Source organism: Gluconobacter roseus (assembly GCF_046058915.1).
GTDB lineage: Bacteria > Pseudomonadota > Alphaproteobacteria > Acetobacterales > Acetobacteraceae > Gluconobacter > Gluconobacter roseus_A.
In genome coordinates this window covers 2,020,458-2,047,052 of the sequence record NZ_CP175538.1, presented here as the reverse complement: position 1 = coordinate 2,047,052, position 26,595 = coordinate 2,020,458, and the positions used below count along the sequence as shown (strand labels likewise).

Annotated in this window: 22 protein-coding genes and 1 pseudogene; 10 read left to right on the top strand and 13 right to left on the bottom strand. The window is 62.0% G+C overall.

Annotated elements, in window-relative coordinates:
• Nucleotides 1-107: 107 nt before the first annotated feature.
• Entirely contained in the window at nt 108-1,184 is a 1,077-nt protein-coding gene (gene fbaA, locus ACJ2A4_RS09540; protein WP_408872652.1) for a class II fructose-bisphosphate aldolase, read from the top strand.
• A 49-nt stretch (nt 1,185-1,233) separates the two neighbouring features.
• On the opposite strand, the gene ACJ2A4_RS09535 is transcribed toward fbaA, so the two are convergent.
• Entirely contained in the window at nt 1,234-2,811 is a 1,578-nt protein-coding gene (locus ACJ2A4_RS09535; RefSeq protein ID WP_408872651.1) for an efflux transporter outer membrane subunit, read from the bottom strand.
• A gap of 98 nt (nt 2,812-2,909) precedes the next feature.
• Here ACJ2A4_RS09535 and ACJ2A4_RS09530 point away from each other — a divergent pair, with 98 nt between their 5' ends.
• Nucleotides 2,910-3,578 carry a TetR/AcrR family transcriptional regulator C-terminal domain-containing protein gene (locus ACJ2A4_RS09530; RefSeq protein ID WP_408872650.1) on the top strand — a complete coding sequence of 223 codons (669 nt, stop codon included), beginning with the start codon at nt 2,910-2,912 and terminating at the stop codon, nt 3,576-3,578.
• Here ACJ2A4_RS09530 and ACJ2A4_RS09525 read toward each other — a convergent pair.
• The 4 genes from ACJ2A4_RS09525 to ACJ2A4_RS09510 form a co-directional block, all read right to left on the bottom strand.
• Nucleotides 3,572-5,149, bottom strand: coding sequence for a DHA2 family efflux MFS transporter permease subunit (locus ACJ2A4_RS09525; RefSeq protein WP_194260203.1), 1,578 nt, complete (start codon nt 5,147-5,149; stop codon nt 3,572-3,574). The two genes, ACJ2A4_RS09530 and ACJ2A4_RS09525, sit on opposite strands and share 7 nt — an antisense overlap.
• Nucleotides 5,146-6,252 (bottom strand): HlyD family secretion protein, encoded by a 1,107-nt coding sequence (locus ACJ2A4_RS09520; RefSeq protein WP_408872649.1) that lies wholly within the window; start codon nt 6,250-6,252, stop codon nt 5,146-5,148. The genes ACJ2A4_RS09525 and ACJ2A4_RS09520 overlap by 4 nt, the downstream gene beginning before the upstream one ends.
• 170 nt (nt 6,253-6,422) lie before the next feature.
• Nucleotides 6,423-7,925: a UdgX family uracil-DNA binding protein gene (locus ACJ2A4_RS09515; protein WP_408872648.1), complete on the bottom strand. Its 1,503-nt coding sequence runs from the start codon at nt 7,923-7,925 to the stop codon at nt 6,423-6,425.
• Complete coding sequence (locus ACJ2A4_RS09510) at nt 7,922-9,154, bottom strand: putative DNA modification/repair radical SAM protein (protein WP_408872647.1); 1,233 nt, start codon at nt 9,152-9,154, stop codon at nt 7,922-7,924. Before ACJ2A4_RS09510 ends, ACJ2A4_RS09515 begins: the two co-directional genes overlap by 4 nt.
• Nucleotides 9,155-9,331: 177 nt before the next feature.
• Between ACJ2A4_RS09510 and ACJ2A4_RS09505 the strand changes: the two genes are divergently transcribed.
• Both ACJ2A4_RS09505 and ACJ2A4_RS09500 read left to right on the top strand, forming a co-directional pair.
• Entirely contained in the window at nt 9,332-10,807 is a 1,476-nt protein-coding gene (locus ACJ2A4_RS09505) for a flagellin (protein WP_408872646.1), read from the top strand.
• Nucleotides 10,808-10,950: 143 nt separating this feature from the next.
• On the top strand, nt 10,951-11,379 hold the full coding sequence (locus ACJ2A4_RS09500; RefSeq protein WP_408872645.1) for a flagellar biosynthesis regulator FlaF: 429 nt from the start codon (nt 10,951-10,953) through the stop codon (nt 11,377-11,379).
• Nucleotides 11,380-11,522: 143 nt separating this feature from the next.
• Here the strand turns inward: ACJ2A4_RS09500 and ACJ2A4_RS09495 are convergent, their stop codons facing one another.
• Genes ACJ2A4_RS09495 through folD form a run of 3 tightly spaced genes read right to left on the bottom strand, consistent with a single transcriptional unit; the run spans nt 11,523 to nt 15,221 of the window.
• The gene (locus tag ACJ2A4_RS09495; protein WP_408872644.1) at nt 11,523-13,523 is read right to left on the bottom strand and encodes a M1 family metallopeptidase; all 2,001 of its coding nucleotides are present in this window, start codon (nt 13,521-13,523) and stop codon (nt 11,523-11,525) included.
• A gap of 31 nt (nt 13,524-13,554) precedes the next feature.
• Entirely contained in the window at nt 13,555-14,307 is a 753-nt protein-coding gene (locus ACJ2A4_RS09490; protein WP_408872643.1) for a methylenetetrahydrofolate reductase, read from the bottom strand.
• Nucleotides 14,304-15,221: a bifunctional methylenetetrahydrofolate dehydrogenase/methenyltetrahydrofolate cyclohydrolase FolD gene (gene folD / locus ACJ2A4_RS09485; protein WP_408872642.1), complete on the bottom strand. Its 918-nt coding sequence runs from the start codon at nt 15,219-15,221 to the stop codon at nt 14,304-14,306. Before folD ends, ACJ2A4_RS09490 begins: the two co-directional genes overlap by 4 nt.
• Before the next feature lie 83 nt (nt 15,222-15,304).
• Between folD and ACJ2A4_RS09480 the strand changes: the two genes are divergently transcribed.
• Both ACJ2A4_RS09480 and ACJ2A4_RS09475 read left to right on the top strand, forming a co-directional pair.
• On the top strand, nt 15,305-16,369 hold the full coding sequence (locus ACJ2A4_RS09480) for a threonine aldolase family protein (protein WP_408872641.1): 1,065 nt from the start codon (nt 15,305-15,307) through the stop codon (nt 16,367-16,369).
• Nucleotides 16,370-17,728 (top strand): L-serine ammonia-lyase, encoded by a 1,359-nt coding sequence (locus tag ACJ2A4_RS09475; RefSeq protein ID WP_408872640.1) that lies wholly within the window; start codon nt 16,370-16,372, stop codon nt 17,726-17,728.
• A 6-nt stretch (nt 17,729-17,734) separates the two neighbouring features.
• Here the strand turns inward: ACJ2A4_RS09475 and ACJ2A4_RS09470 are convergent, their stop codons facing one another.
• Complete coding sequence (locus ACJ2A4_RS09470) at nt 17,735-18,850, bottom strand: hypothetical protein (RefSeq protein ID WP_408872639.1); 1,116 nt, start codon at nt 18,848-18,850, stop codon at nt 17,735-17,737.
• Between the two features lie 235 nt (nt 18,851-19,085).
• Here ACJ2A4_RS09470 and ACJ2A4_RS09465 point away from each other — a divergent pair, with 235 nt between their 5' ends.
• On the top strand, nt 19,086-20,396 hold the full coding sequence (locus tag ACJ2A4_RS09465) for a lipopolysaccharide biosynthesis protein (protein WP_408872638.1): 1,311 nt from the start codon (nt 19,086-19,088) through the stop codon (nt 20,394-20,396).
• 86 nt (nt 20,397-20,482) lie between these two features.
• On the opposite strand, the gene ACJ2A4_RS09460 is transcribed toward ACJ2A4_RS09465, so the two are convergent.
• The 4 genes and pseudogenes from ACJ2A4_RS09460 to ACJ2A4_RS09445 form a co-directional block, all read right to left on the bottom strand.
• A protein-coding gene (locus ACJ2A4_RS09460; protein WP_408872637.1) for an IS3 family transposase occupies nt 20,483-21,669 on the bottom strand; the annotation gives its coding sequence in 2 pieces (ribosomal slippage) (nt 20,483-21,399 and nt 21,399-21,669; 1,188 coding nt in all).
• A gap of 226 nt (nt 21,670-21,895) precedes the next feature.
• A pseudogene (locus tag ACJ2A4_RS09455) lies at nt 21,896-22,015 on the bottom strand (superinfection immunity protein); the annotation flags it as partial.
• Nucleotides 22,016-22,185: 170 nt separating this feature from the next.
• On the bottom strand, nt 22,186-23,745 hold the full coding sequence (locus ACJ2A4_RS09450; RefSeq protein ID WP_408872636.1) for a Do family serine endopeptidase: 1,560 nt from the start codon (nt 23,743-23,745) through the stop codon (nt 22,186-22,188).
• Nucleotides 23,746-23,845: 100 nt separating this feature from the next.
• Nucleotides 23,846-24,370 carry a nucleoside deaminase gene (locus ACJ2A4_RS09445; protein ID WP_408872635.1) on the bottom strand — a complete coding sequence of 175 codons (525 nt, stop codon included), beginning with the start codon at nt 24,368-24,370 and terminating at the stop codon, nt 23,846-23,848.
• A gap of 6 nt (nt 24,371-24,376) precedes the next feature.
• Here ACJ2A4_RS09445 and ACJ2A4_RS09440 point away from each other — a divergent pair, with 6 nt between their 5' ends.
• The 3 genes from ACJ2A4_RS09440 to rsmD are packed head-to-tail and all read left to right on the top strand — an operon-like array spanning nt 24,377 to nt 26,517.
• Complete coding sequence (locus ACJ2A4_RS09440) at nt 24,377-25,123, top strand: gamma-glutamyl-gamma-aminobutyrate hydrolase family protein (RefSeq protein WP_408872634.1); 747 nt, start codon at nt 24,377-24,379, stop codon at nt 25,121-25,123.
• Nucleotides 25,120-25,914, top strand: coding sequence for a pseudouridine synthase (locus ACJ2A4_RS09435; RefSeq protein ID WP_408872633.1), 795 nt, complete (start codon nt 25,120-25,122; stop codon nt 25,912-25,914). The genes ACJ2A4_RS09440 and ACJ2A4_RS09435 overlap by 4 nt, the downstream gene beginning before the upstream one ends.
• Nucleotides 25,915-25,917: 3 nt before the next feature.
• The gene (gene rsmD, locus ACJ2A4_RS09430; protein ID WP_408872632.1) at nt 25,918-26,517 is read left to right on the top strand and encodes a 16S rRNA (guanine(966)-N(2))-methyltransferase RsmD; all 600 of its coding nucleotides are present in this window, start codon (nt 25,918-25,920) and stop codon (nt 26,515-26,517) included.
• The last annotated feature ends 78 nt before the right edge of the window (nt 26,518-26,595 follow it).

Below are 26,595 nucleotides of genomic sequence, written 5' to 3'. Positions count from 1 at the left end.
CGCTACTTTAGCGCTCATGACGAAAACGGATTAGCAACGTACAATACAACGCATCACGGCCATGCCCGTTCTGCTGGCCCGTTTCATGCGTTGTGTTGGAGTCGCCCATGTCACGAGTTTCCCCCGGCGTCGTCAGTGGCGCCAGTTATATGGCCCTGATCAAGGCCTGCCACGAGGGGGGCTATGCCCTCCCCGCCATCAATGTCGTTGGCACCGACAGCGTCAATGCGGTTCTGGAAGCCGCAGCCCGCAACGGATCGGACGTCATTATCCAGGTTTCCAACGGTGGCGCGCGTTTTTATGCGGGCGAAGGTCTGCCGGATGCCCATCGGGCCCGTGTGCTCGGCGCGGCGTCCATGGCACGTCATGTCCATCTTCTGGCGAAGGAATACGGCATCGCCGTCATTCTCCACACCGATCATGCCGACCGCAAGCTGATCCCCTGGCTCGACGACCTCATTACGATGAGCGAGGACGAGTTCAGGACAACCGGCAAGCCGCTGTTCACGTCCCACATGCTCGATCTTTCCACGGAACCACTGGAAGAGAATCTTGCGACTTCGGCCGCCATGCTGAAGCGTCTTGCGCCGCTGGGCATGGGGCTGGAAATCGAGCTGGGCGTTACGGGCGGCGAGGAAGACGGCATCGGCCATGACCTCGAAGAGGGTGCGGATAATGCGCATCTCTACACGCAGCCCGAGGACGTGCTGAAGGCGTGGGAACTGCTCTCCCCGATCGGAACCGTGTCGATCGCCGCGTCCTTCGGTAATGTTCATGGTGTTTACAAGCCGGGCAATGTGCAGCTTCGCCCCGAAATCCTGAAGAACTCGCAGGATGCCGTTCAGAAAGCGACGCAGAGCGGTCCCAAACCGCTGCCGCTGGTTTTCCATGGCGGATCGGGGTCCACGATCGCGGAAATCGACGCGGCCGTGTCCTATGGCGTGTTCAAGATGAATCTCGACACCGACATTCAGTTTGCCTTTGCCCAAGGTGTGGGCAGCTACGTTCTGGAGCATCCGGTGGCCTTCCAGCACCAGATCGAGCCCGGGACCGACAAGCCGATGAAGTCGCTCTACGATCCGCGCAAATGGCTGCGCGTGGGCGAGAAATCCATTGTCGAGCGGCTGGATGAAGCCTTCGAGATCCTGGGCTCCAAGGGCCGGTCCGTCGCCCGCAAATCCTGACGGGACCGGCGTTCAGGAGGCTCCGGCCTCCTGAACGGGTCTGCGGATTTCAGGGGCCGGGCGTGGCGGAAGCGAGCTGCGCCTTGGCCACATCGCGGCTGTCAGGAAGTGCGTCTTCCCAGCCGCCGCCGAGCGCGTTGTAAAGCCGCGTCAGATTGGTCGCCAGCGTGGCATCGCTGTTGGCGAGGTCAAGCTGGGCGGACTGGAGCTGCGCCTGCGCGTTCAGGACGTTCAGGTAGTTCGTCAGACCGCTGCGATACTGGCTCTGCGCCAGCGCCAATGCTTTGCCGTTATCGTTGACGGCGTTCTGCAGGCCCTGACGGTGCAGCTGTTCGTCGCGATAGGCGATCAGCGCGTTGTCCACGTCATGCCAGGCCTTGATAACCGTCTGCTGATAGGAAATCGCTGCGGCCTTCTGGGCGTATTTCTTCAGCTCAAGCTGCCCGTACAGACGGCCACCCTGGAAGATCGGCAGGGAGATGGACGGACCCACGTTCCAGGCACGGGCGTTCCAGAAGCCCAGATCGCGGAAGGACAGGGTCTGGAAGCCGAAATCCGCGTTGATCGTGACCTTCGGATAGAAATCCGCCGTGGCCTCGCCCACTTCAGCAACCGCACCGCGCAGACGGGCCTCGGCCTCGCGGATATCCGGGCGGCGATGGGCCAGTTCGGACGGAATCCCCACAGGCACGATCGGCGGGACGACCGGCACGCCGGCGTTCTTCTCCAGCTCGGTATTCAGGCTTTCCGGCGGCGCGCCGAGAAGCAGGGCCAGCGCGTTCTCTTCCTGCGCTACGGCCTGTTCAAGCTGCGCTTCCTGACCCTGCGTGTCGTGCAGGCGGGCCTGAGCGGAATCCACATCCAGCTCCGTCACCAGACCGCCGCGATAGCGCTCCTGCGCGATGTTGGCGATCTGCGTGAGGATCTGGATGTTGTCGCGCAGGATCTTCAGGCGCTGCTGGTCGCCGCGCAGGCTCATATAGCCATGCGCCATGTCGGCCTGCTGGGCGATGAGAACGGAGCGACGCTCTTCATCCGAGGCCTGAAGATCGGCCTTGGCGGCATCGTACTGATGCGCCACACGGCCCCACAGATCAATTTCGTAGGTCGCATCAATCGCGCTGCGCCACTGGTTCAGCAGCGGGATGTTGGCACCGCCAGCCGCATTCTGAAGCAGCGGGCCGACCGTGCTGCCGATCGTGCCGCCTTCGGATTTGGCAATACCGCCCGCAACATGCCCGATGATTTCCTGCAACTGCTTGGTGCTGTACTGACTGCGCTGGTACGAGCCCGTGGCACTCAGCGCCGGAAAGCGCTCGGCACCCGCCATGATGAGCTGCGCGCGGCTCTGGGCCAGATTGGCCGTCGCCAGGCGGAAAGACAGGTTCTGGTTAACCAGACGGTCTTCCAGCGATGTCAGTTCCGGATCGTGGAAAACCTGCCACCAGTGACTGTCGGCCTTCATCTCGCTGATGATGCTGTCAGGCGCGCCGGCCGTGTGGTCCGTGTAATGCGCCGGCGACCAGGGTTTCGGCGCATGATATACAGGCCCCATCATGAGGCAGCCGGACAGGGTGAACAGGGCGCAGCCGGATAGCAGCGCGCGGGAAGTGAAGGCTGCGCTCACAAAGAAACTCCTGAGGCGGAAATGATCTTGCGGTGACCGACCGGTTCGGTCAGCATGTCAGGAACTTGACCTGACGGACAGAAGGATCTCTCGCTTACATGACGGGCATCATGGACGACGGCAGCGCAGGCACTCCCGACGGGGCCAGCGGCGCCGATCCTGCGGGATGCACCAAGCGCGAACAGATCCTCAAAGGTGCCGGAACGGTCTTTCTGGCGAATGGATACGAAGGGGCGTCCATGTCCCAGATCGCGCAGATGGCGGGCGTCTCCAAGGGAACGCTCTACAACCATTTCGACGGCAAGGCGTCCCTGTTTTCCGCATTCTTCGAAGAGCAGGCCCGCAGCCGTCTTGCGCCTATCGAGGCGCTGTGGCGCGATGATGGACAGTCCGTCCGCCTCACCCTGATCCGGTTTGCGGAAATGGCGGTCCATATGCTGATTTCCCCGATGGCGCTGGGGCTGTATCGCATCATCGTCGGCGAGGTCGAGAAATTCCCCAATCTGGCCGACACGTTCTGGCGCTATGGCTTCGACCGGAAGCTCAGCAACCTCACGGAATACCTGACGCGCGTCGTGGCCCGCGGCGAACTGGACATCGCCGATCCGCGCCTGTCGGCCGAGCAGTTCATGCTCATGTGCCAGGCCCGCATCGTGCAGCGCCGCCGCTTCGGGCTGCCGGTCGATGACAGCGATGCCGCCATCGCGGAGTTCGCCGCCTTTACCGCCGACAGCTTCCTGAAGATCTACGAACCGCGCCATCAGTGACCGCCGCCCGAGGCCTGGGCCTCCTTCTTGCCGTTGGGTGACAGCAGGAAGCACAGCGGCACCACGAACAGCGCAATCACGCCGATCCAGTCGAACACCTCGTTATAAGCCAGCATGGCGACCTGTGAGGTGAACTCCTCAAACAGCCGGTAGATGGCGAAATCATGCGCCTGCGCGGCTGGCAGACCGTGGGCCTGAGCGACCTGCTGCGCGTTGGCGATATAGGCGTTGAACTCCGGATTGGCCGGCGTCATGTGGTCCGTCACATAGGTCTGGTGACGCTGCCGTGTTTCGATGATGGCCGCCGTGGCGAGCGAGATCGCCAGAGAGCCGATATAGTTCCGGGCCATCGAGAACAGGGCCGAGGCATCCGAGTTCATCTCGCGCGGCAGGGTCGAATACGCGATTGTCGAGATCGGCACGAACAGGAACGCCAGCGAGGCCGTCTGACTGATGCGATAGAACATCAGATGCTTGAAGTCGGTCCCGGAATAGAGGTTCGAGGCCTGGAACATGGCCATGCCCATCGCGAAGAACCCGAACGCGATGATGTAGCGCATCTGGATGAACTTCATCAGCCGCCCCACGATCGGGATCAGGCAGATCACCGCCACACCACCGGGAGCGAGCAGCAGGCCCGAATTCGTCGCGGTATAGCCGAGCACCTGCTGGGCAAACTGCGGAACGATGATGGCGGATGCGTACAGCGTGGCACCGACCATCGAGATCAGCAGCATGCCGGTCGCGAAGTTGCGGTCCTTGAGAACTGTCAGGCGGACCAGCGGGTTCTTCGCATAGCAGAGCCAGAGGATCGCACCGATCACACCGATCGCACCGAGCACAGCCATGCTGGTGATGAAGGGCGAACCGAACCAGTCATCATCCTCGCCGCGGTCACACATGACTTCGAGGCAGCCGAGGCCCAGCGTGATCAGGCTGATGCCGATCACGTCTACCTTCTCGCGCTTCTGGCGCTCCCATGGCGGGTCCTCGACGAACGCCGTCACGGCCATGACGGTGATGATGCCGAACGGCACGTTGACGAAGAAAATCCAGCGCCAGGAGAAGTTGTCCGTCAGATACCCGCCCAGCATCGGACCCAGAACCGGACCGACAATGGTGGCAATGGCGGTCAGGCCAAACGCCGCACCACGTTTTTCTGGCGGGAAGGTGTCCAGGATAATGGACTGCTGGCTTGGTTGCAGGCCGCCGCCGAAGAAGCCCTGCATGAGACGGAACACCACGAGCATGGGCAGCGACGTCGCCAGTCCGCACAGGAAGGACGAGACGGTGAACATGGTGATGCAGATCAGAAAGTAGCGTTTGCGGCCGAACAGCCGCGACAGCCAGCTCGAAATCGTCAGAACGATTCCGTTTGCCACCAGATAGGACGTGAGCGCCCAGGTGGCGTCATCATACGAACTGCCGAGCGATCCCGCGATATGCGGCAGCGCCACGTTGACGATGGTGGTGTCCAGCACCTCCATGAAGGCCGCCAGCGTGACCGTGACGGCCACAAGCCACGGATTGTGACTGGGTTTCCAGTCCTGATGCCCGGCAGTATCGCTCATTTCACATAAACCGTCGGCACGACAGACAGACCAAGGGCGAGCGGGATGTTCGGATCAAGACCGCTGTCCAGCACGATCTTCACCGGAATACGCTGCACCGTCTTCACGAAGTTGCCGGTCGCGTTCTCGGGAGGGAAGGCACTGAAGGATTCACCCGAGCCGAGCTGGATGGAATCCACATGGCCATGCAGTTCGAGCTGCGGATAGGCATCGACCTCGACATCCACCTTCTGGCCCGGACGCATATGGGTGAGCTGCGTTTCCTTGTAGTTCGCCACGATCCAGACTTCCGGCTCGACGATGGAGAACATCTGCTGGCCGGTCTGCACGAAATTGCCACGCTCGACATTACGCTGGGAAATCCAGCCGTCATGCGGCGCACGGACTTCCGTCCATTCGAGGTTCAGGCGGGCCTGCGTCAGATCGGCATTGGCCGAAGCGAGAGCAGCCTGTTCCTGCGTGACGCGCGCATCGGCATTGGCCACGTTTTCCTTGACCGGCTCGGCCTGCGTCAGCTGACCCTGGGCCTGAAGGACGCGGGCTTTCGCCTGATCCAGCGCGGCGCGGGCATAGTCTATGTCCTGCTGCGAGGTCGCGGCACGGGCCACCGAACGCTGCCGGCGGTAATCGGCTTCAGCCTTGACGAGCTGCGCCTGTGCCGCGGCAAGATTGCCCTGCGCCGTGACGAGCTGTCCTGGGAAGTTCTTGTGCGCCACGGCCAGCATGAGCTGGTAGGCGTCGATATTGGCTTTCGCCTGCGAGACGGCGGCTTCGGCCTTGTTCAGGGAGGCCACATAGTCCCGGCTGTCGATCCGCACGAGCAGGTCGCCGGTATGAACGAACTGGTTATCGTTCACCAGAAGCTGCGTGACGTAGCCGTTGACGTGGGGCGCAATGGCGATCTTGCGACCGGCCGTGTAGGCGTCATCCGTCTCGATATTGTTGCGGGTCAGGAAAAGATAGGCCCCGATACCCACGAGAACCAGAACCACCAGCAGGATCAGCGCGACCCGGACAAGGGGATGACGCTTTTTCTGCGGCTTTCCGTTCTTGTCGGATGTCGTGTCCCCCTGCGCGTGATCGGCCTGATCGCCTTGCGCCATAATGTTTGTCTCGCTTTGAAAACAGGTCTGTCAGATCATGACCGGATGTGCTGTGCGGGGCCTGGAAACCCTCTACTGACCGATCGGTTCGGTCATCCATGACATATCGTCTCACAAGCTTCAAGACGCAAAAAACTGACCCGTTTCCATTCTCCCGCCAGCCCCGTCCCTTAGGCCCCCGGCTGATCCAGAAACTCCCGCAGCCGGGAGAGACCCTCACCGAAGTTCCGTCGCTCACTGTCCCCCTGCGCCCCGTCCCCAAGCCGCAGCAGCCAGGACGGATGGGCGAGCGCCAGCCGCCGGACGGCATTTTCGCCAGTTCCCACGGTCCATGACGTCCCGCGGACATCCGCCATCGCCATGCCCGGACCGTCCAGCGCCCTGAGCGCCGTGGCACCCAGCGAGACGATGAGTTTCGGACGGATCAGCGCAATTTCCTGCTCCAGCCAGGGACGGCAGGCCGCCACATGCCCTGCATCCGGGCTCTGGTGGATGCGGCGGCGGCCCTGGAGACGGAAGCGGAAATGCTTGACGGCGTTCGTCAGATACAGCGTGCCGCGATCAAGCCCGGCCTCTCCGAGCGCTTCATGCAGAAGCTGCCCCGCCGGACCAACGAACGGCCGCCCTGCCAGATCCTCCTGATCTCCGGGCTGCTCCCCGACGACCATGATACGCGCGTCTGTCGGCCCCTCCCCGACCACAGCCTGCGTGGCCGGACAGTGCAGCGGACAGGCCGTGCAGGTCCGGACCTGAGCGGCCTGTCCCTCAAGTGTCTCCGCCATGTCCGGCATCGGCTCGGCCGGAAGCTGCTCACGGGCGCGCAGGCGCTCATGAAAGGCCGGTGCGGGCCGGAGCTCCTGTTCCGCCATCGTCCGCACCCGCGCCTCGGCTCCGGCGACGAGCTGCGGGATCAGGCGCGTTTCCGGCAGGTTCTTCCAGTAACGGCCGGGCATTTCCCGGCGCATCGCTTTCGTGCGCACACGGGCCGGATTGAAGGTCGAGGCATAATAGGTGTCCCACAACTCCCCGAACCCGTCATCCAGTTCCGGCCGCTCGCAGGGTTCCGGGCTGCAGACCAGTTCTTTCCCATCCCAGCGGATTGATCCGCTCGGGGTAAGGATCATCCAGTCCATGTCCGTGAAGCGCTTCGAGAAGAACGGAGCGATACGTTCGAGAATGTGATGCTGCGGCTCGAACCAGGCGAGGAACCGCCTCCGTCTCCCGTCCTGTCCTTCGTCCTGCTGGGCCGGTTCTTCCCGGAAGCGGAGGAAGGACGCCATTTTGTGGCAATCCTCCCGGTTCTGGCGCACCATGATCCGCGCCCTGGCGATGTCGGCATCCGTCACCACTTCCAGCAGATGCGGATTGCCCTGCACCCGCCAGGCGATCCGGTAGGCCAGCGCAAACCGACCGGGATCGGAATGGCACAGCAGGTCCCGCAGCAGCGCGATGCAGGACGCCCGCAAGGTCACGGTTTTCACGACAGGCAGGGCCGTCAGCGCCTCCAGCCCATCGCCATCATCCGTGATCTGGCCGAAAAGATCCGTCTCACCTCCCCGGATGCGCCAGTCGAGGGCTTCGGGCGGGACCGCGCGCTGCAGGGCTGCCCGCGCCATCTCCCGCCAGGGTTCGAACGTGGCACCGTCCTCAAGCGTCAGGACATACCGCGTCACAGCAGGCTCATCTGCTGCGGCGCGGGGCTGAACAGGCTGCGCAGATCCTGCCGGTCGGTCAGGCGGGCCGGGCTCCAGCCCGGCGTCTGCACGAACGGTCGCACCTTGCGGATGGAGACGTTCAGCCGCGCCAGATCCTCCAGCCGCACCGCCTGATGCCGCCGCGCCCTGAGAATGGCGGCCACGGCCTTGACCCCCAGCCCCGGCACCCGCAGCAGCATCTCCTTCGACGCCCGGTTCAGATCGACCGGGAAGAGCGCCCGGTTGTCCAGCGCCCAGGCCAGCTTGGGGTCCAGCTCCAGATCGAGCATCCCGTTCGCACGCCCGGCCGTCAGTTCTCCAAATGCGAACCCGTAGAACCGGAACAGCCAGTCCGCCTGATAGAGCCGGTGCTCACGCTGAAGCGGCGGGCTTTTCGCCGGCAACAGCGCGGAAGCATCGGGAATGGGGCTGAAAGCCGAATAATAGACCCGCCGCAGCCCGTAGGAGCCGTAAAGATTGGCACTGCTGGCCAGAATATCCTGATCGGAGGCCGCATCAGCCCCGACGATCATCTGCGTGCTCTGCCCGCCCGGCGAAAAACGCTCGGCCCGGCGGCCGGTATGGCTGCGCTCCCGGCCCGCATCAATCTTCAGGCGCATCTCGCCCATCGCCTGCCGGATACCGCCCGCCTTTTTCTGCGGCGCATACTGCTCCAGCCCGGCCACGGTCGGCATTTCCACATTGATCGACAGGCGGTCCGCATAGCGCCCGGCTTCTTCCAGAAGGCGCGGCGAGGCATCGGGGATGGTCTTGAGATGGATATATCCCCGGAACCCGTGCTTCAGCCGCAGATCCCGCGCCACCTGAACGAGCTGCTCCATCGTGTGATCAGACGAGCGGATAATGCCCGAAGACAGGAACAGCCCCTCGATGCAGTTGCGCCGGTAGAACTCCAGCGTCAGCCACACGACCTCCTCCGGCGTAAACCGCGCACGCTCCACATTCGAAGACGAACGGTTAATGCAGTAGGCACAATCGTACACGCAGAAATTGGTCAGCAGGATCTTGAGCAGCGACACGCAGCGCCCGTCCGGCGTGAACGCGTGGCAGATGCCGTTTCCCGTCGTGGATCCCAGTCCCCCGCTTTTGGCCGAGTCCCTGCGCCCGGAGCCGCTCGACGCGCAGGACGCATCGTATTTCGCCGCATCGGACAGAATCGCCAGTCTCTGGGAGAGTGATTTCTTCATTGCGTGTTCTTATTTCGTTCCGAAGTATGGAGCGCAAGAGAAAACGTGAATTTAACCAGTTGTTTCCCGGTTTTTCGTTATTTCGGGCGGTTTTTTTTAACGGTCCGGATTCAGCTTCCGTTAACCACTCCACCCTATCCTGAAGTCGCAAACCTGCACCGACGGAGAACAGATTCAATGTCATTGTCAATCAATAATAACACTGCGGCAATGGCCGCACTCCAGAGCCTCAACCAGACGACGGCTGACCTGACCAAGACCGAAAATGCGGTCTCCACGGGCAAGTCGGTCAACACGGCGTCCGACAATCCCGCAATGTACTCCATTGCCCAGAACATGACCGCCCAGATCTCGACGCTGTCGGGCGTTTCCACGGGCCTTCAGTTCTCCGCTCAGGTGCTGAACACCGCAACGCAGGGCCTGTCGAGCATCTCGGCTTCCCTGCAGTCGCTCGCGACCACGATCGGCACGAACACGACGGGCGTCGACAACTCGACCCTGAACGATGCCATCACCAAGACGCTGTCCGCCATCGACTCCGCCGCGACCGGCGCGAAGTTCCAGGGCGTGAACCTGCTGTCCGGCCAGACGGGCAACGGCACGACCTACACGACTCTGTCCACAGCCATGGACTCCCAGGGCACGATGTTCACGCAGAACGGCTTCAACGTGACGTCCGCCGGTCTCGGTCTGAAGAACCTGAGCATGGACACGACAGGAATGGACATTGCTCTGGGAAGCACGGATTACACCGGTTCCCAGTCTCTCAAACTGAGCAGCGTACCGGCAATTGCTGCGGGAACCTCAGGAAAGACCAAGACTGACGCGATGGGAACGGCAACGGACCCGCTGGTCAGCTATAACTTTGTCATGGATGAAGACGGCAAGAAGACGGATGCGCTATCGGCGCTGAACACTGCTTCTGGTGGAACATTCAGCTATGACGCCAGCGGCAAACTAACGGAAGCTGCATCTACCACCACCTCCACTACGGCTTCCGATGGCTCGGTGACGTTCTCACTGGCCAACGGCAAGAGCGTTGTTGCCTCCAAGGATGGAAACGGCAACGCCGTTTACACCGTTACGACGGGCACCGATTCGAACGGCAATGCGACCGCCAAAACCGTGATCTCCGACGTTGATCTCAGCGGTGCCACCGGCTCAAATACGGCAACGACGACCGGTTCTGCCAGCCAGAAGATGGTCAACAAGACCAATCTGCTCACGCAGGCCATGCAGTATCAGGGCTTTGCCGTAAGCCGCGATTCTGACAACCACCTGACGGTTGCTGGCAACAATCTCGACACATCAAGCGATGCCCTGACTGCTGCCAATGGGCTGAACTCCGCAGCCACCCCCACAGCCGTCACAGGCGCTGCCGTCGTCAGTACTGTTGTCCAGGCAGCGATTTCGAGCGTGACGCGTACGGCGTCCACGATCGGTTATTCCAGCACGACGATCTCCAACCTGCAGACCACGACGTCCAGCCTGTCCGACGCCCTGACGACAGGCGTCGGTGCGCTGACGGACGCCGATCTGGCAGCGGCGAGCGCCAAGCTGACCTCGCTTCAGACGAAGCAGCAGCTTGCTGTTCAGTCCCTGTCGATTGCGAACTCGCAGTCTTCTACCCTGCTCAGCCTCTTCCGCGGCTGATCAGGTTTCTGAAGGGTGCCGGTTTATCCGGCGCCCTTCAGGCCCAGACCTTCCCCTGCCCATACGCAGGACTGCTTCAGAAGCCTGCTGCTTCATCCCGCAGCGGCTTTTGAAACAGTCTTTCCCGAAAGGAGTTTGCCTTCGTGACTTACGCATCCTCACAGTACCAGAAACAGTCCGGAAGCTATCTTTCCTCCCGGGAAGTCGAGGTCATGGCATTCCGGCACGTCAACACGCTGCTGTCCCAGGCTGGCGATCATGAAAAAAGGGTCGCGGCTCTGGCAGCCAATCTGAAGCTGTGGAGCATTCTTTCGATGAGCGTCGAGCGGGTCGACTGCCCTCTTCCGCCCGTTCTGCGTGATGACCTGATCAAGATCGGATCATGGGCAATGTGTTATTCCAACACTGCTTTCAATGCTCCGAAGGATCTGCAGCCGCTGATCGATGTCAACAATGACATGATCGAGGGCCTGACAGCCTCCGCCTCCACAGTTCAGGGCATCGCACCGGCGGCACCTCAGGGTGCCTATACCACGAACGCTCCTTCCTCTTCGCTGGAACTCGTAGGCTGAACTCTCGCGGAACCGACTGCGCCACCAAATCCGTACGATCTTCCATCTGTCAAAAAAGGGCGCCGGCTCAGCCAGGCGCCCTTTTTCATGTCGTATGGACAGAGAGCTGCGGGGCGTTCCGGCCCCCGCAACCCTCCACATCCTCAGGGTGTAATTGCCACCCGGTTATCAGAGCGGTCGACGTCCGGGATGACATGGTCCGGGTCCAGCGTGACAGCCTTAAGGCCATCATGAGCCGGCAGCGAGACAACGATATCGCTGCCCTGACGCCAGGCTTCCGTCGGGATGCGCAGCTCGTCCGATTTACCGTCCGCATACTCCGCCCGTACGAGCACCGGAAGCGGGAGGGCTCCGTAATTGCGGACCTGCACGGTCACCGGCTTTCCGGCATCGTGATGCACGTCACCCAGCGCATAGTCCGGGGCGGCATTGGTGAAGTACCAGCCACGCCAGAACCAACCCAGATCCTCGCCCGCTTCGCTGCTCATCAGGCGGAAGAAGTCCGACGGTGACGGATGCTTGAACGACCATTCGGAAATATAGCGCCGGAAAGCGGCGTCGAACCGGACCGGGCCGAGGATCTGTTCACGCAACAGCTTCAGGCCATAGGCACCTTTGAAATAGGTCACGCTATGGCGGTATTTTTCGGACACGCTGTCCGCTGCTGTCATGAGCACGGGCGCGTTCGGGTCGGTCAGGACCGGAACGATGTCCTGCGCGGGATTACCGGTCTTGGGTGCGAATTCGGAATCACGCTTGGGGGCAAACTCGCCGTTGTTGAAGTGGTCGGACGCATAGACGTCGATGAACGTGTTGAAGCCCTCGTCCATGAAGGCGTTTCGGCGCTCATCCGTGCCTACGATCATCGGGAACCAGCCATGGCCCAGCTCATGCGTCGTGATCCAGAACAGCTCCGGATCGCGGTCGCTCATGCCGTCGAAGACGATGCCCGGATATTCCATGCCTGCACCATGACCGCCCAGATTGACGGCGTTCGGCCAGGGATATTCGAACCACTGCGACGAGAAATACTCGATGGCGTGTTTGACGTAATCCGTTGAACGGTCCCAGCCATGCGGCCCGATCCCTTCGCGCGGATAGACCGACATCGCAAGCCGGGGCACGGCGTGATAGTTCGCCCAAGGCACAATCGGCGGCAGGTTGATCCGCGCGGCATCCCAGACGAAAGCCGGCGAGGCCGCGAAGGCCACGTCGCGCGTGTTGCGCATGGCGTAATGCCAGGTGACTTCGCCGCTCTGCTTCAGGTGGCTTTTGGGGTCCGTGATGTCATCAAGTGTGCGGATCATGACGCGCGCATCGCTCTGCGCCGCCTGCGCCAGACGGTTGCGCTCGACGGGGGTCAGGACCTGTTCGGGATTGAGCAGCGCGCCGGAGCCCACGAGCGTGTAGTTCCACGGCACGGTAACGCTGTAATCGAAGCTGCCATATTCCAGAAAGAACTCCTGCCCCAGATAGGGCAGCGTGTTCCAGCCACGACGGTCATCATAGACGCTCAGCCGCGGATACCACTGCGCGACCTCATAGATGTCGCCTTCGCGTGATGGCGTAACGGCGGTCCGTCCGCCCCACGGGCCGGGCAGCGTATAGTGCCAGTCGATTTTCACGAAAGCCACGCCATGCGGATCGATCGTGCGCGGCAGCTTGAGCTGCATCCGCGTGTCGGAGATCAGGGGTGTCACGTCAACTTCGCGCCCGCCCTGCACGACCGAAACGCGCTCGATCGCCATGCCATCCGTATGGTTGCCGGCCAGATTATGACTGCTGACGACCGCGCCGATCGCAGAGCGCGTATCCGCGCGGTAGATGTTCTGGTCAAGCTGGAGCCACAGGACGTCCAGCGTCTCGGGGCTGTTATTGCTGTAGGTCACGGTTTCGGAGCCGTGCAGCACATGGGTCTGCGTGTCGATCCGCGAATGGATGACGTAATCCGTACGGTTCTGCCAGTACTGCGGGCCGGGAAGGCCCGAGCCCGAACGATAGACATTCGGCGCATCAGGGAGCGTCAGGGGAGCAAAGACGGCTGCGGGGTCGGCAAGGGTTTTCGCAGAGGCCGTCTCGGGCAGCAGGGCGGCGGGAACGAGCACGCCTCCCAGCAGGGGAAGCAGAAAAAGGCGCACAGACATCCGGGACGGACCCTCCATTCGTGGTTCGATGTTATCCCGTTATAATATCGCTGAGCGCTCCCAGATAGGATGCCAGGTCAACTTTCAGCGGCATCAGATAGGCATTGTCGTTTTTCTCGCGGATAACGCCCAGCATCCGGCGCGCAAAAGCAATGTTGCCGTCCAATGTTCCGTCGTAGTCGCGGGGGAAGACCACATGGTTCACGCGCTCCCAGTAGCGACGGGATTTATCGCCTAGAACGGGAGAAATACCCCAGAACACCGTGTCGTCCCGCAGCCAGTCCATGCAGTATTCGAGCATCGGAATATCGAACAGCGGCTGCGTGAAGAACCCGCAGGCTCCGGCGTCGCGCTTGCGGGCGATGTCCTCGAGTTCCTGATACGGCGCCCGGCGATAGGGGTCGAACACCGCATAGACCTTCAGATGCGGCGCTTCGCGGCGATAGCGCTCGATGATCTGGGCTGATGTGTTGGGATAGACCTTCCAGTCACTTCCGGCCGCCGGAGGATCGCCAGCGACGACGAGGATGGACGTCAGTTCCGGACGATCCGCACCCGGCAGAGGCGCGCCCGGCGCGATATCGACGGCGCGGATATGCGGGATGACCTCGAACGGCGCCTGCTTCGTGATCAGCGAGGCGGCATCATGACTGCGCAGGTCAAAACGCATCAGATCCGGAACATTCAGCGTGCGGACCTGCGGCAGAACGTCGCACACGGTCTGCACATCCGCCAGCAGGGCCTCGGCGGAGCGCGGGACCAGTTCGACCGAGACGCGGGTCATGAAGACGCTTCCGAAGCAGCCTGCGTCGCACGGGCGGCCTGAAGCGTGTTGTGCAGCAGGCAGGCAATGGTCATGGGGCCTACACCCCCCGGAACCGGCGTGATGTGACCGGCAATCGGGAACGCCTCGTCGAACGCCACGTCGCCGACCAGACGGGTCTTGCCGTTTTCGGCCGGGACGCGGGTGATGCCGACATCGATCACGGTGGCACCCGGCTTGATCCAGTCGCCACGGACCAGACCGCTTTTGCCAGTCGCCACGACTAGGATATCCGCTTCCCGGGCCAGTTCCTTCGTGTTGCGCGTGTGGATATGCGCGACCGTGACCGTGCAGTTCTCCTTGAGCAGAAGCTGCGCCATCGGCTTCCCGACAAGGTTGGAGGCGCCGATCACCACTGCATGCTTGCCGGTCATGTCCTCATGGACGGATTTGAGCAGCATCAGACAGCCCAGCGGCGTGCAGGGCACGATTCCGTCGATCCCAAGCGACAGACGCCCGGCATTGACCTCACCCAGACCATCCACGTCCTTGTGCGGCGCAATGGCGTTCGTCACCACAACCGGGTCGATCTGCGCCGGGAGCGGAAGCTGCACCAGAATACCGTGAATCTTCGGATTAGCGTTGAGCTGGGCGATCAGGTCCAGCAGTTCGTCCTGCGATGTGCTCTGCGGGAGCATGTGCATGAAGGAGCGCATGCCCACGCGATGGGTCTGGATCGCCTTGTTCTTCACATAGACTTCAGACGCCGGATCGTTACCCACCAGAACGACGGCCAGACCGGGAATCGTATTGCCCTGCTCGACGAATTTTGCCACTTCGCGGCCCACCTGATCGGTCAGGGCGCGGGCGATACCCTTGCCGTCGATGATCTTGGACACCGGATCGGAAGACTTCTCGGGGGACAACGTGTTCATGGGCTCTCCGGATGACAACAGGCAGGCGTTTCAGTTACGCTTGCGGACAGGCCTTAACGGTCGCAGGAATTGAGGATGGTCTCGTGACCGACGAAATACGCAAGAACTTCGCCAGTGACAATGTTTCCCCCGCATGCCCCGCCGTTATGGACGCCATGATGCGCGCCAATGAAGGCTGCGTCGGCTCCTATGGCGACGATGCAATGAGCCAGACGCTGAACGCACGCTTCAGCGAGGTTTTTGAAGCAGAGGTCAGGGTTTTCCCGATCGTGACCGGAACGGCAGCGAACAGTCTGGCACTCTCCGCGCTCGTGGCCCCTTATGGCGCCGTCCTGTGTGACCAGAGCGCGCATATCAGCAATGACGAGGGCGGTGCGCCCGAGTTTTTCATGCATGGCGCCAAGCTCGTCACACTCCCCTCCGCTGATGGCCGGATGAGCCCTGAGGCTCTGCGCACCGGGCTGCGCGCCAATGCGCAGGGCGGGATTCTCAAGCCGCCCATCCAGGCGCTGTCCCTGACGCAGGCCACCGAATGGGGCACGGTCTATGCCCTGAAGGATCTGGCGGCGCTGTGTGGTATCGCCCATGAGAACGATATTCCCGTGCATCTGGATGGCTCACGGCTGAGCAATGCCATTGCGCATCTGGGCTGCACACCAGCGGAAGCGACATGGAAGGCGGGGGTGGATGTCCTGTCTTTCGGCGGCACGAAATGCGGGGCGATGGCGGCGGAAGCGGTCGTGTTCTTCGTCAATGACCGCACGCGCCCGGCGCTGAAAGATTTCGAGCGGCGCATCAAGCGCAGCGGCCATCTGTGGTCCAAGGCGCGGTTCCTGAGCACGCAGCTTCTGGCACTGCTGGAAAATGATCTGTGGCTGAAGAACAGCGCGCATGCCAATGCGATGGCACAGCGCATTGTCGAGAGCCTGCGCCGTCATGCCGGGGCCCAGCTTCCGTTCAAAACGCAGGGCAACGAGATTTTCGTCATTCTGCCCGACCGCCTCGTTGGGGAACTGGAAGCTGCGGGATATGCCTTCTATCGCTGGCCGACGCCCGAAGGTGTGTCCGGTACGCTGATCCGCCTCGTGACAAGCTTCTATACCCGCGAAGAGGACGTTGACGCCCTGCTGGCCGAGATTGCCGCCTGAATGATCAGCCTCTTTGACCTGTTCAAGATCGGAATCGGTCCGTCCTCTTCGCACACCGTTGGCCCCATGCGCGCGGCGGCCCGGTTCGCGGACAGTCTGCTTCATACGCCGGACGTGGCCCGTCTGCGCGTCACGCTCTATGGCTCGCTGGCCTGGACGGCGCGGGGACATGCGACGGACCGGGCCGTCATCCTCGGGCTGGCAGGAGAAAAGCCCGACACGATGGACCCGACGCTGGCGGACAGCATCGTGCAGTCCGTCACCGACAGACATGTGATTCCATTCAACGGTCATCCCATGCCGTTTGATCCGGAAACAGACATTGTCCTCGATACGAAGACCATCCCGCCGGTTCATCCCAACACGCTCCAGTTCGAGGCCTTTGATGCGGAAGACCGCCTGCTGGCCTGCGCGCGGTTCTGTTCGGTGGGTGGCGGGTTCATCGTGCCTGAGCAGGCGACCGAAACCGCGACCTATGCCCAGCCTGACATGCCGTATGACTTCACCAGCGGCGCGGAACTCCTGACCCGCACGCAGGAAACGGGGCTCGATATCGCGGGCGTAGTTCTGGCCAATGAGAGCGTGCTGCGGCCGCGCGCCGAAATCGAGGCGTATCTGGACCGGATCGTGGCCGTGATGATGGACTGCGTGGAGGCCGGGCTGCACCGTTCGGGCACGCTGCCGGGGCGGCTGAACGTGCGCCGGCGGGCGGCGGCACTGTATGAACGGCTTCAGGAACAGCGCCGTAGCAACCAGCCCTCCGCGCATGGCATCATGGACTGGATCAGCCTGTTCGCCATCGCCGTGAATGAGGAAAATGCCGCCGGTGGCCGCGTCGTCACAGCGCCCACCAACGGTGCTGCGGGCGTGATTCCGGCCGTGCTGCGCTATTATCGTGAATTCTGTCCCGAATATTCGCTCGACGGGCAACGCCGGTTCCTGCTGACCGCAGCGGCCATTGGCGGGCTGTTCAAGCTGAATGCGTCGATTTCAGGCGCGGAAGTCGGCTGTCAGGGCGAAGTTGGGGTGGCCTCCTCGATGGCCGCTGCCGGGCTGGCGGCGGCTTTAGATGCCACGCCGCTTCAGGTGGAAAACGCGGCCGAGATCGGAATGGAGCACCATCTGGGCATGACCTGCGACCCGGTGGCGGGGCTGGTGCAGATTCCGTGCATCGAGCGTAATGCTTTCGGAGCAATCAAGGCCATCAATGCGGCCTCCCTCGCCATGCATGGGGATGGCGCGCATCACGTCTCGCTCGATCAGGTCATCCGCACGATGGCCGAAACAGGCCGCGATATGAACCATCGCTACAAGGAGACATCCCTCGGCGGTCTGGCCGTCAATTTCCCTGAATGTTGAGGGCAGTCAGGCCGCGACCATGAACTGCGCGATGGCATCGGCGGCACGCTGCGACGCTCCGAGCAAAGGCTCACCAAAGGTCTCTCGAAACAGCTTTTCCTGCGCGGGCCGATAAAACGTGTGCCGCTCCTTCGCGCGGGCAATGGCGGGCATGAGATCATCAAGATCCTCCACCACTTCCCCGAGCGTCCAGTGCAGGAAATACGGATCATCCTGCCAGGGGAGCTTTCGCGGATTCAGAAAGACGCAGGGACGCGGGATAGCCAGGAACTCGTAAACCTGACTGCTGACATCGCCGATATAGAGCGCGGCCTGGAACGTGTAGGTCATGTCCAGCATGGCGGACGACCCTGTATCGACCATCACTTCCGGACTGCGCTGGCGTTTGAGCTGACGTTCGCGGATGCCGAAACCCCTATGGAAAGTCTTGATATGCGGCGCCACCACAAGATTGTAGTCGCTCTGGGCCTTGAAGCCCCGGATCAGCGGCGTCATCCAGCCTGAGGCCGAGGTCAGTTTGCGCTGGTAATGCGGATTGTACAGCGCAAACGGGCGCCCGTTTGCGAACGAGACCGTCTTTTCCCGCTGCACGGCCTCGAACACATCGAACTTCGGATAGCCGACAATCCGTGTGCTCTCCGGCCGAAGCAGATCCTTATCCTGGAAATAGCGCGCGATCTTGGGACCGGAGACAAGCGTCAGATCGAACTCGCGCACGAGATGTTCGTCATTGACGTAACGGTCCCCGGCGCCATGCATGAGCAAAATGAGCTTTGGACCGGACAGGCCCATCTCCCTGAGCACACCGCCGGTATATTCCGTCGCCACGACGGCATCATACTGGTTCAGCTCGGCAATGTTTTCCCGCAGCACCACAAGCCGCTCCTGATCGAGCCGCCTTGCGCGCTTCAGAAGGCGGGCCTTCAGGGATTTCGGAAATGCCTTCAGAGGCAGGTCGGGGACGTCCAGCGCCTGACGGATGCGCCGCAGATGATCGACCGTTTCAGGGAAGCTGTAATACTCGACCACCTCATGACCCGGAAGTGCCGCCAGCGCGCTGGCAACAGAGGCCGTGTGGTAGCACTGGTAAGGCTCGGCAATATAGATGAAGGCGATTTTCATGACTGATCTGCTGCGTCCTGCCTGAAAAACGGGCTTTGAGCCTGTGCTTTTCCGAATAAGGGCCTTCAGGAGAAGACGGATCGCCGCGAGATCCCCATCTGCAGAAATCCTGGCAGCGATATGTGTAACAAATTCTTCATAGTTCCTGCCCTCACCCTGTCAAGGACCTTCCTCGGGCGCGACATTCCGCTGCCGACATGGACAGTGCGGGGGCTTTGTGGTCAGTAAGGCCCACATGTCCGGCGAACGCTCCGTTTTCAGATCCATTTTCAAAAATGTCAGTGTTCTCACCCTGGGCCGCATCGCCAATGCGCTTTGCAGTTTCATCTATATTGCGCTGGCCGTCCGGGCGCTGGGCCTGTCCGATTTCGGGCTGCTGATCCTGATCCATTCACTGGCTTCGACCAGTTCGGTCCTGTCGCGGATGCAGTCCTGGCAGACGCTGATCCGTTTTGGCAGTGAAAGCTTCGGCAATGGTGATACGGATCTCCTGCACCGGGTGATCCATTTCTGCATCCGCCTCGACACGATCTCGGCGGCCTGTGCCATCGTGTTCGGACTGGTGGGTGTGCAGATCTACGGACACACCGCGCACTGGTCCGCGCATGTGCGGTTTCTGGCCGACCTGTACATGTTCGTCAGCCCGCTGATGTATTCCGGATGGGCGAATGGCATCCTACGGATGGCGGGGAAATTCCATCTTGTTCCGATCATCGACAGCTGCGCTGCCCTCGCCAAGACGCTCGGCGTCGTCATAGGCTATGTCCTGCACCTGAAGCTCGGATATTTCCTGTTCATCTGGGCAATGACGATCATCATCGACTATGGATTCTATATCCATTACGCGCTGGATATCCTGCACCGGAAATTCCAGTTCCGGTATTTCCGGGCGTTCCGGCACTGGCGCTGGCAGCTTCCGGGCATGTGGCAGTTCACCCGTGCAGCCAGCGTCAACCAGACGCTGAGCAACATCTCAGGCCATGTCGCAACACTGCTGGTCGGTAACGGTCTGGGACCGGCGGAAGCAGCCGTGTTCCGCGTCTGCCGCCAGATCGCCGACGGGATCGTCACTCCTGCACAGCTCATTTCGCCCGTGCTCTATCCCGAACTGGTCAGGATGCGGGACCGGCAGGACTGGCGTGGGCTCAAGCGCGTGACGTGGAAAATGTTCGGCGTTCTGAGTGCACTGTCCCTCGCGCTTCTGCTGCTGTCAGCATTCTTCGGCTCAACGATCTTCCGCTTCCTGCTGCACGTCCACGTGCATCACACGTCGCTTTATATTTCCATCATGCTGCTGGCGGCGGTGTTCAGCCTGCTGGTCATCCCGCTGGAACCGCTTCTGATTGTGGTCGGGCATGTGAAATTTCTCATGAAGAGCCGTACGGCCGTCATGGCGGTCTATTTCCCCGCGCTCTACGTCCTGACCCGGCATTTCGGACTGGCCGGAGCCTGCCTGTCCACGGCGGTCTGCAACGCGACCATCCTGCTGTCACAGATCCTTGGCGTCTGGTTCTTCTACGACCGCATTGGCAAATCGAAGCTCTGAAATCCGGGTAGCGGATCAGTGCGGAAAGAGGTGGTCCCGTCCGTTCGGACAGTTTTGCGGGCTTGATAAGCTATACCCGGTTGTCGTTATGCCGCCCTTCTGACGGCGTTGCTGTTGGCCATCTGGTCCGGGGTTAACCCCGGACCAGATGGCGTCGGCACGTTATGATACGCCTCATCGGGCGTTCGTCCAGCCAGCGCCGTATGCGGACGCCTTTCGTTATAATGGGCGATCCATCTGCCAAGCCCGGCCCTCAGCTCTGATCCGGTCTCGAACGCGTACAGGTAGACGCATTCGTATTTCAGCGACCGCCACAGGCGCTCGATGAACACGTTATCCAGCCATCGCCCACGCCCGTCCATACTGATGCGGATCTGACGCTCTTCCAGTATCCCGCTGAAACGGGGTGTCGTAAATTGCGACCCCTGGTCAGTATTGAAAATGTCCGGGGCGCCATAGCGCATGAGGGCATCCTGTAGCGCCTCGATACAGAACTCCACGTCCATCGTGTTCGACAGACGCCAGGACAGGACCTTGCGCGTGAACCAGTCCATGATCGTCACGAGATAGAGAAATCCCCGTTTCATGGGAATATATGTGATATCGGAACACCAGACCTGGTCAGGCCGATTGATGACCAGATCCCGTAGCAGATACGGATATTTCCGATGCTCCGGATGAGGCACACTCGTGCGCGGCTTCTGGTAGACCGCCCGCAGGCCCATGATCGCCATGATCCGCCGGACCCGCTTGCGGCCCACTTCATGTCCCTGGCGGCGCAGATGCCATGTCATCTGCCGTGAGCCATAATACGGCGTTTCCAGGAACTGGGCGTCGATCAGCCGCATCAACTCCAGATTGGCTTCGCTCTGTGGCACAGGCCGATAGTAGACGCCCGACCGGTTGAGTTGCAGCAGCGTGCATTGCCGGATTATCGGCAGGCATGCTCTCTTCGGGTCAATCATCTGCCGCCTCTGATCACGCCCAACCGAGCAGAGGCATCCCGCAAAAAATCCCGTTCCACCAGCAACTGGCCGATCTTCGCGTGCAGTTTCTCCACATCAGCAGGGCTGACCGGCGGCTCAGCCACCGTCTTCCCGGAAAAGGTCGCCGCCATCCCCTCGATCGCCTGCCGTTTCCACTGTGCGATCATCGTCTGATGCACTCCATGTTTCGAAGCCAGTTCCGCCAGCGTCAGTTCCCCACGGATCGCCTCCAGCGCAACCCGTGACTTGAACTCTGCCGCATACCTCTTCCGCGTAACCTTGCCCATAAAACCCGTCCTCGTTCAGGCCAGATGATAGCTTATCGTCCTGTCCGAAAAATGGGGACCACCTCTGAAGATGCCCGGCGTGGGAGGCATAATGGAAGACAGCATAGCCCGTCACCGCCGCTTCCACGAAGATCAGTTCCAGAGCGAGCAGGATCTTCTTGCGTGTTGAGAGCGCCCTGAAACGGGTCTTGATTTTCGCATCATCTCCGGTCGCGGCCCATGCAATCGCACCGACCCAGCCGGCGACCGTCCAGCCCACAGTCAGATTGATCATGAAGGCCTCGCGCCAGCGGACCTTCCGGGTGCAGAGCGCCACTACTGTCGGCAGAAAAATCAATGTCAGCATCACGATCGTACCGACCACAAAACCGACGACCGTAGCCAGATCCATTGCGTGCCATCCCATTCCATCCGAAACGACGAACATATTCCGGATTCGATATGGAATACAAACATGAAAAAGGCGGGAAGGTCTGACCCTTCCCGCCTTTCAGAGCTGCTGGCCGGACGCCTGACTTACTGGGCGTCGTCGGAGCTGTCGTCATCCGAACCGTTCGGGGAGACGGCGACGAAGAGCTGCTGTCCGTCACGCAGGATCCGCAGGAGCGGCGGCTGCTTGCGGCCCAGCGCATCATGCACCTGAGCCACGACAGCCTTGGGGGTGGGCGTCACATGGTTGCCGACCGCCACGATGATGTCGCCCGGACGGATGCCGGACTGATCGGCCGGGGAACCCTGCACGACATCGGCCACGACCGCGCCCTGCACGCTGTCATCGAGACCCAGTTCCTGACGGGCCCGCGGTGTCAGCGACGCCAGGGAGACGCCCAGCTTGCCTGCACCGGACTGCGAACTGTCGGTGGCATCACCCGAGGAATGATCCTGGGCGGACAGGTTGCCGACCGTGAAGTTCACCGTCATCGGCTTGCTGTCACGCAGCAGGCCGAGTGTTGCGGCGGTTCCCGGGGCGATGGAGACGACCTTCACCGCCAGATCATGACCATTCTTGATCGGCTTGCCGTTCAGCGTGGTGACGACGTCGCCACTCTTGATGCCGGCCTTTTCGGCAGGGCTACCCTTGGAGACGGAAGCCACCAGCGTTCCGCGCGGCGGAGCACCCGGCTCCGGGGACTGGAGGTTCAGGGCCTGCGCCATGGTCGGCGAGATGTCCTGCCCTTCGATACCGAGATAGCCGCGCGTGACATGGCCGGTCTTTTCAAGCTGGCTCACGACGGATCGGACGGTGTCAGACGGGATGGCGAAACCAATGCCGATCGAACCGCCGCCATTAGGCGAGATGATCATGGAGTTGATGCCCACAACCTTGCCGTCCTGCGTAAACAGCGGACCACCGGAGTTACCGTGATTGATCGGCGCATCGACCTGAATGAAGTCGTTATAGGCGCCCGAATGCAGGTCACGCCCAAGCGCGGAGACGATACCCGCCGTCACCGTGCCACCCAGACCGTAAGGATTGCCCACGGCGATAACCCATTCGCCTGGCTGGACCTCGTCGGAATCGCCCAGTTCAATGAACGGCAGCTTACCAGTCGGCTTGACGCGCAGCAGAGCAACGTCCGTCTTCGGGTCGCGGCCGATGATCTTGGCGGGCAGCGTCGTGCCGTCATCGAGCGTGACCGTCACCTTGGTCGCGCCGTTCACGACGTGGTTGTTCGTCACGACATAGCCGTCAGACGAAATGATGAACCCCGAGCCGCGGGCCTCGACCGTGCGGTTGGGCTGCTGCTGCGGCATCATCTGGAACGGAAAGGGGAACGGGAACGGCATGCCGCCGCCCTGTCCGCCGCCACCACCCGGGCCGTTTTCCTCTTCATCGGCCACATCCGCCTTGATGTGCGACGTGATGGAGACGACCGCCGGCTTCACCTGTTTGACGAGATTGACGAAGTTGGGAAGCGTCTGAACGCCCGTCTGCGGCTTGATGGCTCCGCTGGCGGCTGTCGTGGCACCGGCCTGGGGGGCGGCCGAAGGCGTGTCCGCGAAAGCAAACGGCGCCGAAACCAGCATCGTGGTGGCAGCAAGGGCGGAAAGGGACGCGCGAAAACGTGAGGTCATGTCAATCCCGACTGGTTACGAAAACATCATGGCTATAGCGTTGAACTATGGACCCCGTTCCCGTTCCGCAAGCTGACCGGCGTGTGAAACATCCGTAAGTTCATGACGGACTGTGAATTCCGCCCTCTGAAACACGGGTTCCGGCTGGAATGCGCAGCCTGCGGAAAAACGCTTTCAGCATCTCCGACGCCTCGCGTTCACACACCCCGCCGATCACTTCCGGGCGGTGCAGGCAGGACGGACGCTCGAAAATGCGCGGTCCATGCTCCACGCCGCCGCCCTTGGGATCATAGGCCCCGAATACGACGCGCCCGATCCGGAAATGCACGATCGCGGCCGCACACATCGGGCATGGCTCCAGTGTCACGACCAAAGTGCAGTCCGTCAGGCGTGGGCTTTTCAGACGCGCGGCCGCCTCGCGCATGGCCAGAAGTTCGGCATGGGCGGACGCATCATGCGCGCCTTCCACATGATTCCGCGCAACCGCTAGCACATTCCCGTCGGGGCCGAGCACGACCGCGCCCACTGGCACTTCCCCGCACGACGCCGCCTCGCGCGCGGCCTGCAACGCGGTCTGCATGGCCGGGCCGATATCCGTCTGAATCCTTGTCTCACCCTGAATCATGATGCGATGATGCGGCGCATGACCCTTCCCCGTCCATCCCCTTCGCGCCGCGCACCCCTGATCGGCCTGACGCTGGATCATGAACCCGGTGGGCCGGGGCAGTTCTCGCGCTATCCGTTCCATGCGCTGCGGGAAAACTACCTGACGGCCGTGAGCAATGCGGGCGGGATGCCGGTGTGTCTGGGCTATGACTGCGATGCCGAAGCCCTGATGGCACGGCTGGACGGACTGATCGTCACGGGCGGGGCGTTTGACGTCGATCCGGCGCTGTATGGTGAGCCGGCCCACCCGATGACCAGCCCCCGGCCGACCCGGACGGCCGCCGAACTGGCCCTGCTCCGGGCGGCACTGGCGCAGGGCAAACCGGTTCTGGGCATCTGCGGCGGGATGCAGCTTCTGGCCGTGGAGGCCGGAGGCACGCTGATCCAGCACCTGCCGGAAGAGCAACCGGGGGACCTGCAACACGAACAGCCCAACCCGCGCCATGAACCCGGACATGACGTCGAGATCGTTCCTGGGACGAAACTCGCGCAGATCGTGGAAGCGGACCGCATGGCGGTGAACTCCTCGCATCATCAGGCCGTGCGCGACCCCGGAGCGGCAAAAATCTGCGCCCGTGCGCCGGATGGAACGATCGAGGCCATCGAGCTCGAAGGCCCCGGTTTTGCCATCGGCGTACAGTGGCATCCCGAATTCTCCCTCGACCCCGGCGACCGTCGCCTGTATGCGGCGCTTGTGGAGACTGCACGATGACCGACGACAATACCGAAAACACCGCCCCCGACATGGAAACCTCCGGCCCGAAAGGCGAGCGCATCGCCAAGGCGCTGGCCCGCGCCGGCGTGGCCAGCCGCCGCGATATCGAACGCATGATCGAGGACGGCCGCATCAAGCTGGGCTCACAGATCGTCACGCATCCGGCGACCTTCGTGCAGCCGGGCGACATCGTGCTGGTGGACGGCAAGCCCGTGGATTCTCCCGAGCGCACGCGCCTGTGGCGGTACCACAAGCCCGATGGCCTGATGACGACGCACAAGGACCCGCAGGGCCGCCAGACCGTGTTCGACACGCTGCCCGAGGGCATGCCGCGCGTCATCAGCGTCGGGCGTCTGGACATCAATTCCGAAGGTCTTCTGCTGCTGACCAATGACGGTGAACTGGCCCGCCGCCTTGAGCTTCCGGGCAATTCTTGGGTTCGCCGTTACCGTGTGCGCGTCTTTGGCGTCGTGGATGAAAAGCGTCTGGCCTCGCTGATCGACGGCTTCGAATATGAAGGCGTGCGCTATGGCTCCATCGAGGCCGCGCTGGACTCCACGAAGGGCGACAATTCCTGGCTGACGGTCAGTCTGCGCGAAGGCAAGAACCGCGAAATCCGGCGCGTCATGGAAGGCCTGAACCTGCATGTCAGCCGCCTGATCCGCCTGTCCTACGGGCCGTTCCAGCTTGGCTCGCTCAAAGCGCGCGAGCTTGAGGAAGTGCCGGGCAAGACGCTGCGTGAGCAGGTGCCGGATCTTCCCGCGCCGAAGCGTCACCGGACGCGCTGATCCATGCGGATTGTTGGAGGAGACAACAAGGGCCGCGCCCTGACCGCGCCGTCCGGAACCAGCACACGCCCCACATCGGACCGCACGCGACAGGCGATTTTCGATATGCTCGCCCATGCGCCCTGGTACGGGCAGGACGAGTTGGAACAGGCCCTCGTGCTGGACTGCTATGCCGGAACCGGCGCACTGGGGCTTGAGGCCCTGTCGCGCGGGGCACAGAAGGCCGCCTTCATCGAGCGCGACCGGAACGCACTTGCGGCCCTGCGCGCCAATCTGGACATCTGCAAAGCGCGGGACCGCTCCCGCGTCCTGAGTTGCAGCGTCACGCATCCGCCCAAGGCCACGGAGCCTTACACGCTGGTTTTTCTGGACCCGCCCTATGGCAAGGGTCTGGTCGAGTCGGGTCTGCGGGCGCTGGCGCGGACCGGCTGGCTGGCGGAAGGTGCGCTGATCGTGGCTGAGACGGGAGCCACGGAAGAATTCACGCCCATCATGCCACCTTCCGAACACTTTATGCCCACATTGACGCCAGAAATCCTCTGTGAGCGTCGTTTCGGGGCTGCGAAGGTGACGATCTGGAGGCATTCCTCCACTTTTCCTTAATTTTCCCTCTGTATTCAGTACCCTGTCGGCTATAGTTCAGAGTGAATTTTACAAGCCGCTAATCCAGAAAACCGACGG

Coding starts and splice junctions, on each gene's coding strand:
- fbaA (WP_408872652.1), top strand. CDS start 108: ATGTCACGAGTTTCCCCCGGCGTCGTCAGTGGCGCCAGTTATATGGCC.
- ACJ2A4_RS09530 (WP_408872650.1), top strand. CDS start 2,910: ATGACGGGCATCATGGACGACGGCAGCGCAGGCACTCCCGACGGGGCC.
- ACJ2A4_RS09525 (WP_194260203.1), bottom strand. CDS start 5,149: ATGAGCGATACTGCCGGGCATCAGGACTGGAAACCCAGTCACAATCCG.
- ACJ2A4_RS09520 (WP_408872649.1), bottom strand. CDS start 6,252: ATGGCGCAAGGCGATCAGGCCGATCACGCGCAGGGGGACACGACATCC.
- ACJ2A4_RS09510 (WP_408872647.1), bottom strand. CDS start 9,154: ATGAAGAAATCACTCTCCCAGAGACTGGCGATTCTGTCCGATGCGGCG.
- ACJ2A4_RS09505 (WP_408872646.1), top strand. CDS start 9,332: ATGTCATTGTCAATCAATAATAACACTGCGGCAATGGCCGCACTCCAG.
- ACJ2A4_RS09495 (WP_408872644.1), bottom strand. CDS start 13,523: ATGTCTGTGCGCCTTTTTCTGCTTCCCCTGCTGGGAGGCGTGCTCGTT.
- ACJ2A4_RS09490 (WP_408872643.1), bottom strand. CDS start 14,307: ATGACCCGCGTCTCGGTCGAACTGGTCCCGCGCTCCGCCGAGGCCCTG.
- folD (WP_408872642.1), bottom strand. CDS start 15,221: ATGAACACGTTGTCCCCCGAGAAGTCTTCCGATCCGGTGTCCAAGATC.
- ACJ2A4_RS09475 (WP_408872640.1), top strand. CDS start 16,370: ATGATCAGCCTCTTTGACCTGTTCAAGATCGGAATCGGTCCGTCCTCT.
- ACJ2A4_RS09470 (WP_408872639.1), bottom strand. CDS start 18,850: ATGAAAATCGCCTTCATCTATATTGCCGAGCCTTACCAGTGCTACCAC.
- ACJ2A4_RS09465 (WP_408872638.1), top strand. CDS start 19,086: ATGTCCGGCGAACGCTCCGTTTTCAGATCCATTTTCAAAAATGTCAGT.
- ACJ2A4_RS09450 (WP_408872636.1), bottom strand. CDS start 23,745: ATGACCTCACGTTTTCGCGCGTCCCTTTCCGCCCTTGCTGCCACCACG.
- ACJ2A4_RS09445 (WP_408872635.1), bottom strand. CDS start 24,370: ATGATTCAGGGTGAGACAAGGATTCAGACGGATATCGGCCCGGCCATG.
- ACJ2A4_RS09440 (WP_408872634.1), top strand. CDS start 24,377: ATGATGCGGCGCATGACCCTTCCCCGTCCATCCCCTTCGCGCCGCGCA.
- ACJ2A4_RS09435 (WP_408872633.1), top strand. CDS start 25,120: ATGACCGACGACAATACCGAAAACACCGCCCCCGACATGGAAACCTCC.
- rsmD (WP_408872632.1), top strand. CDS start 25,918: ATGCGGATTGTTGGAGGAGACAACAAGGGCCGCGCCCTGACCGCGCCG.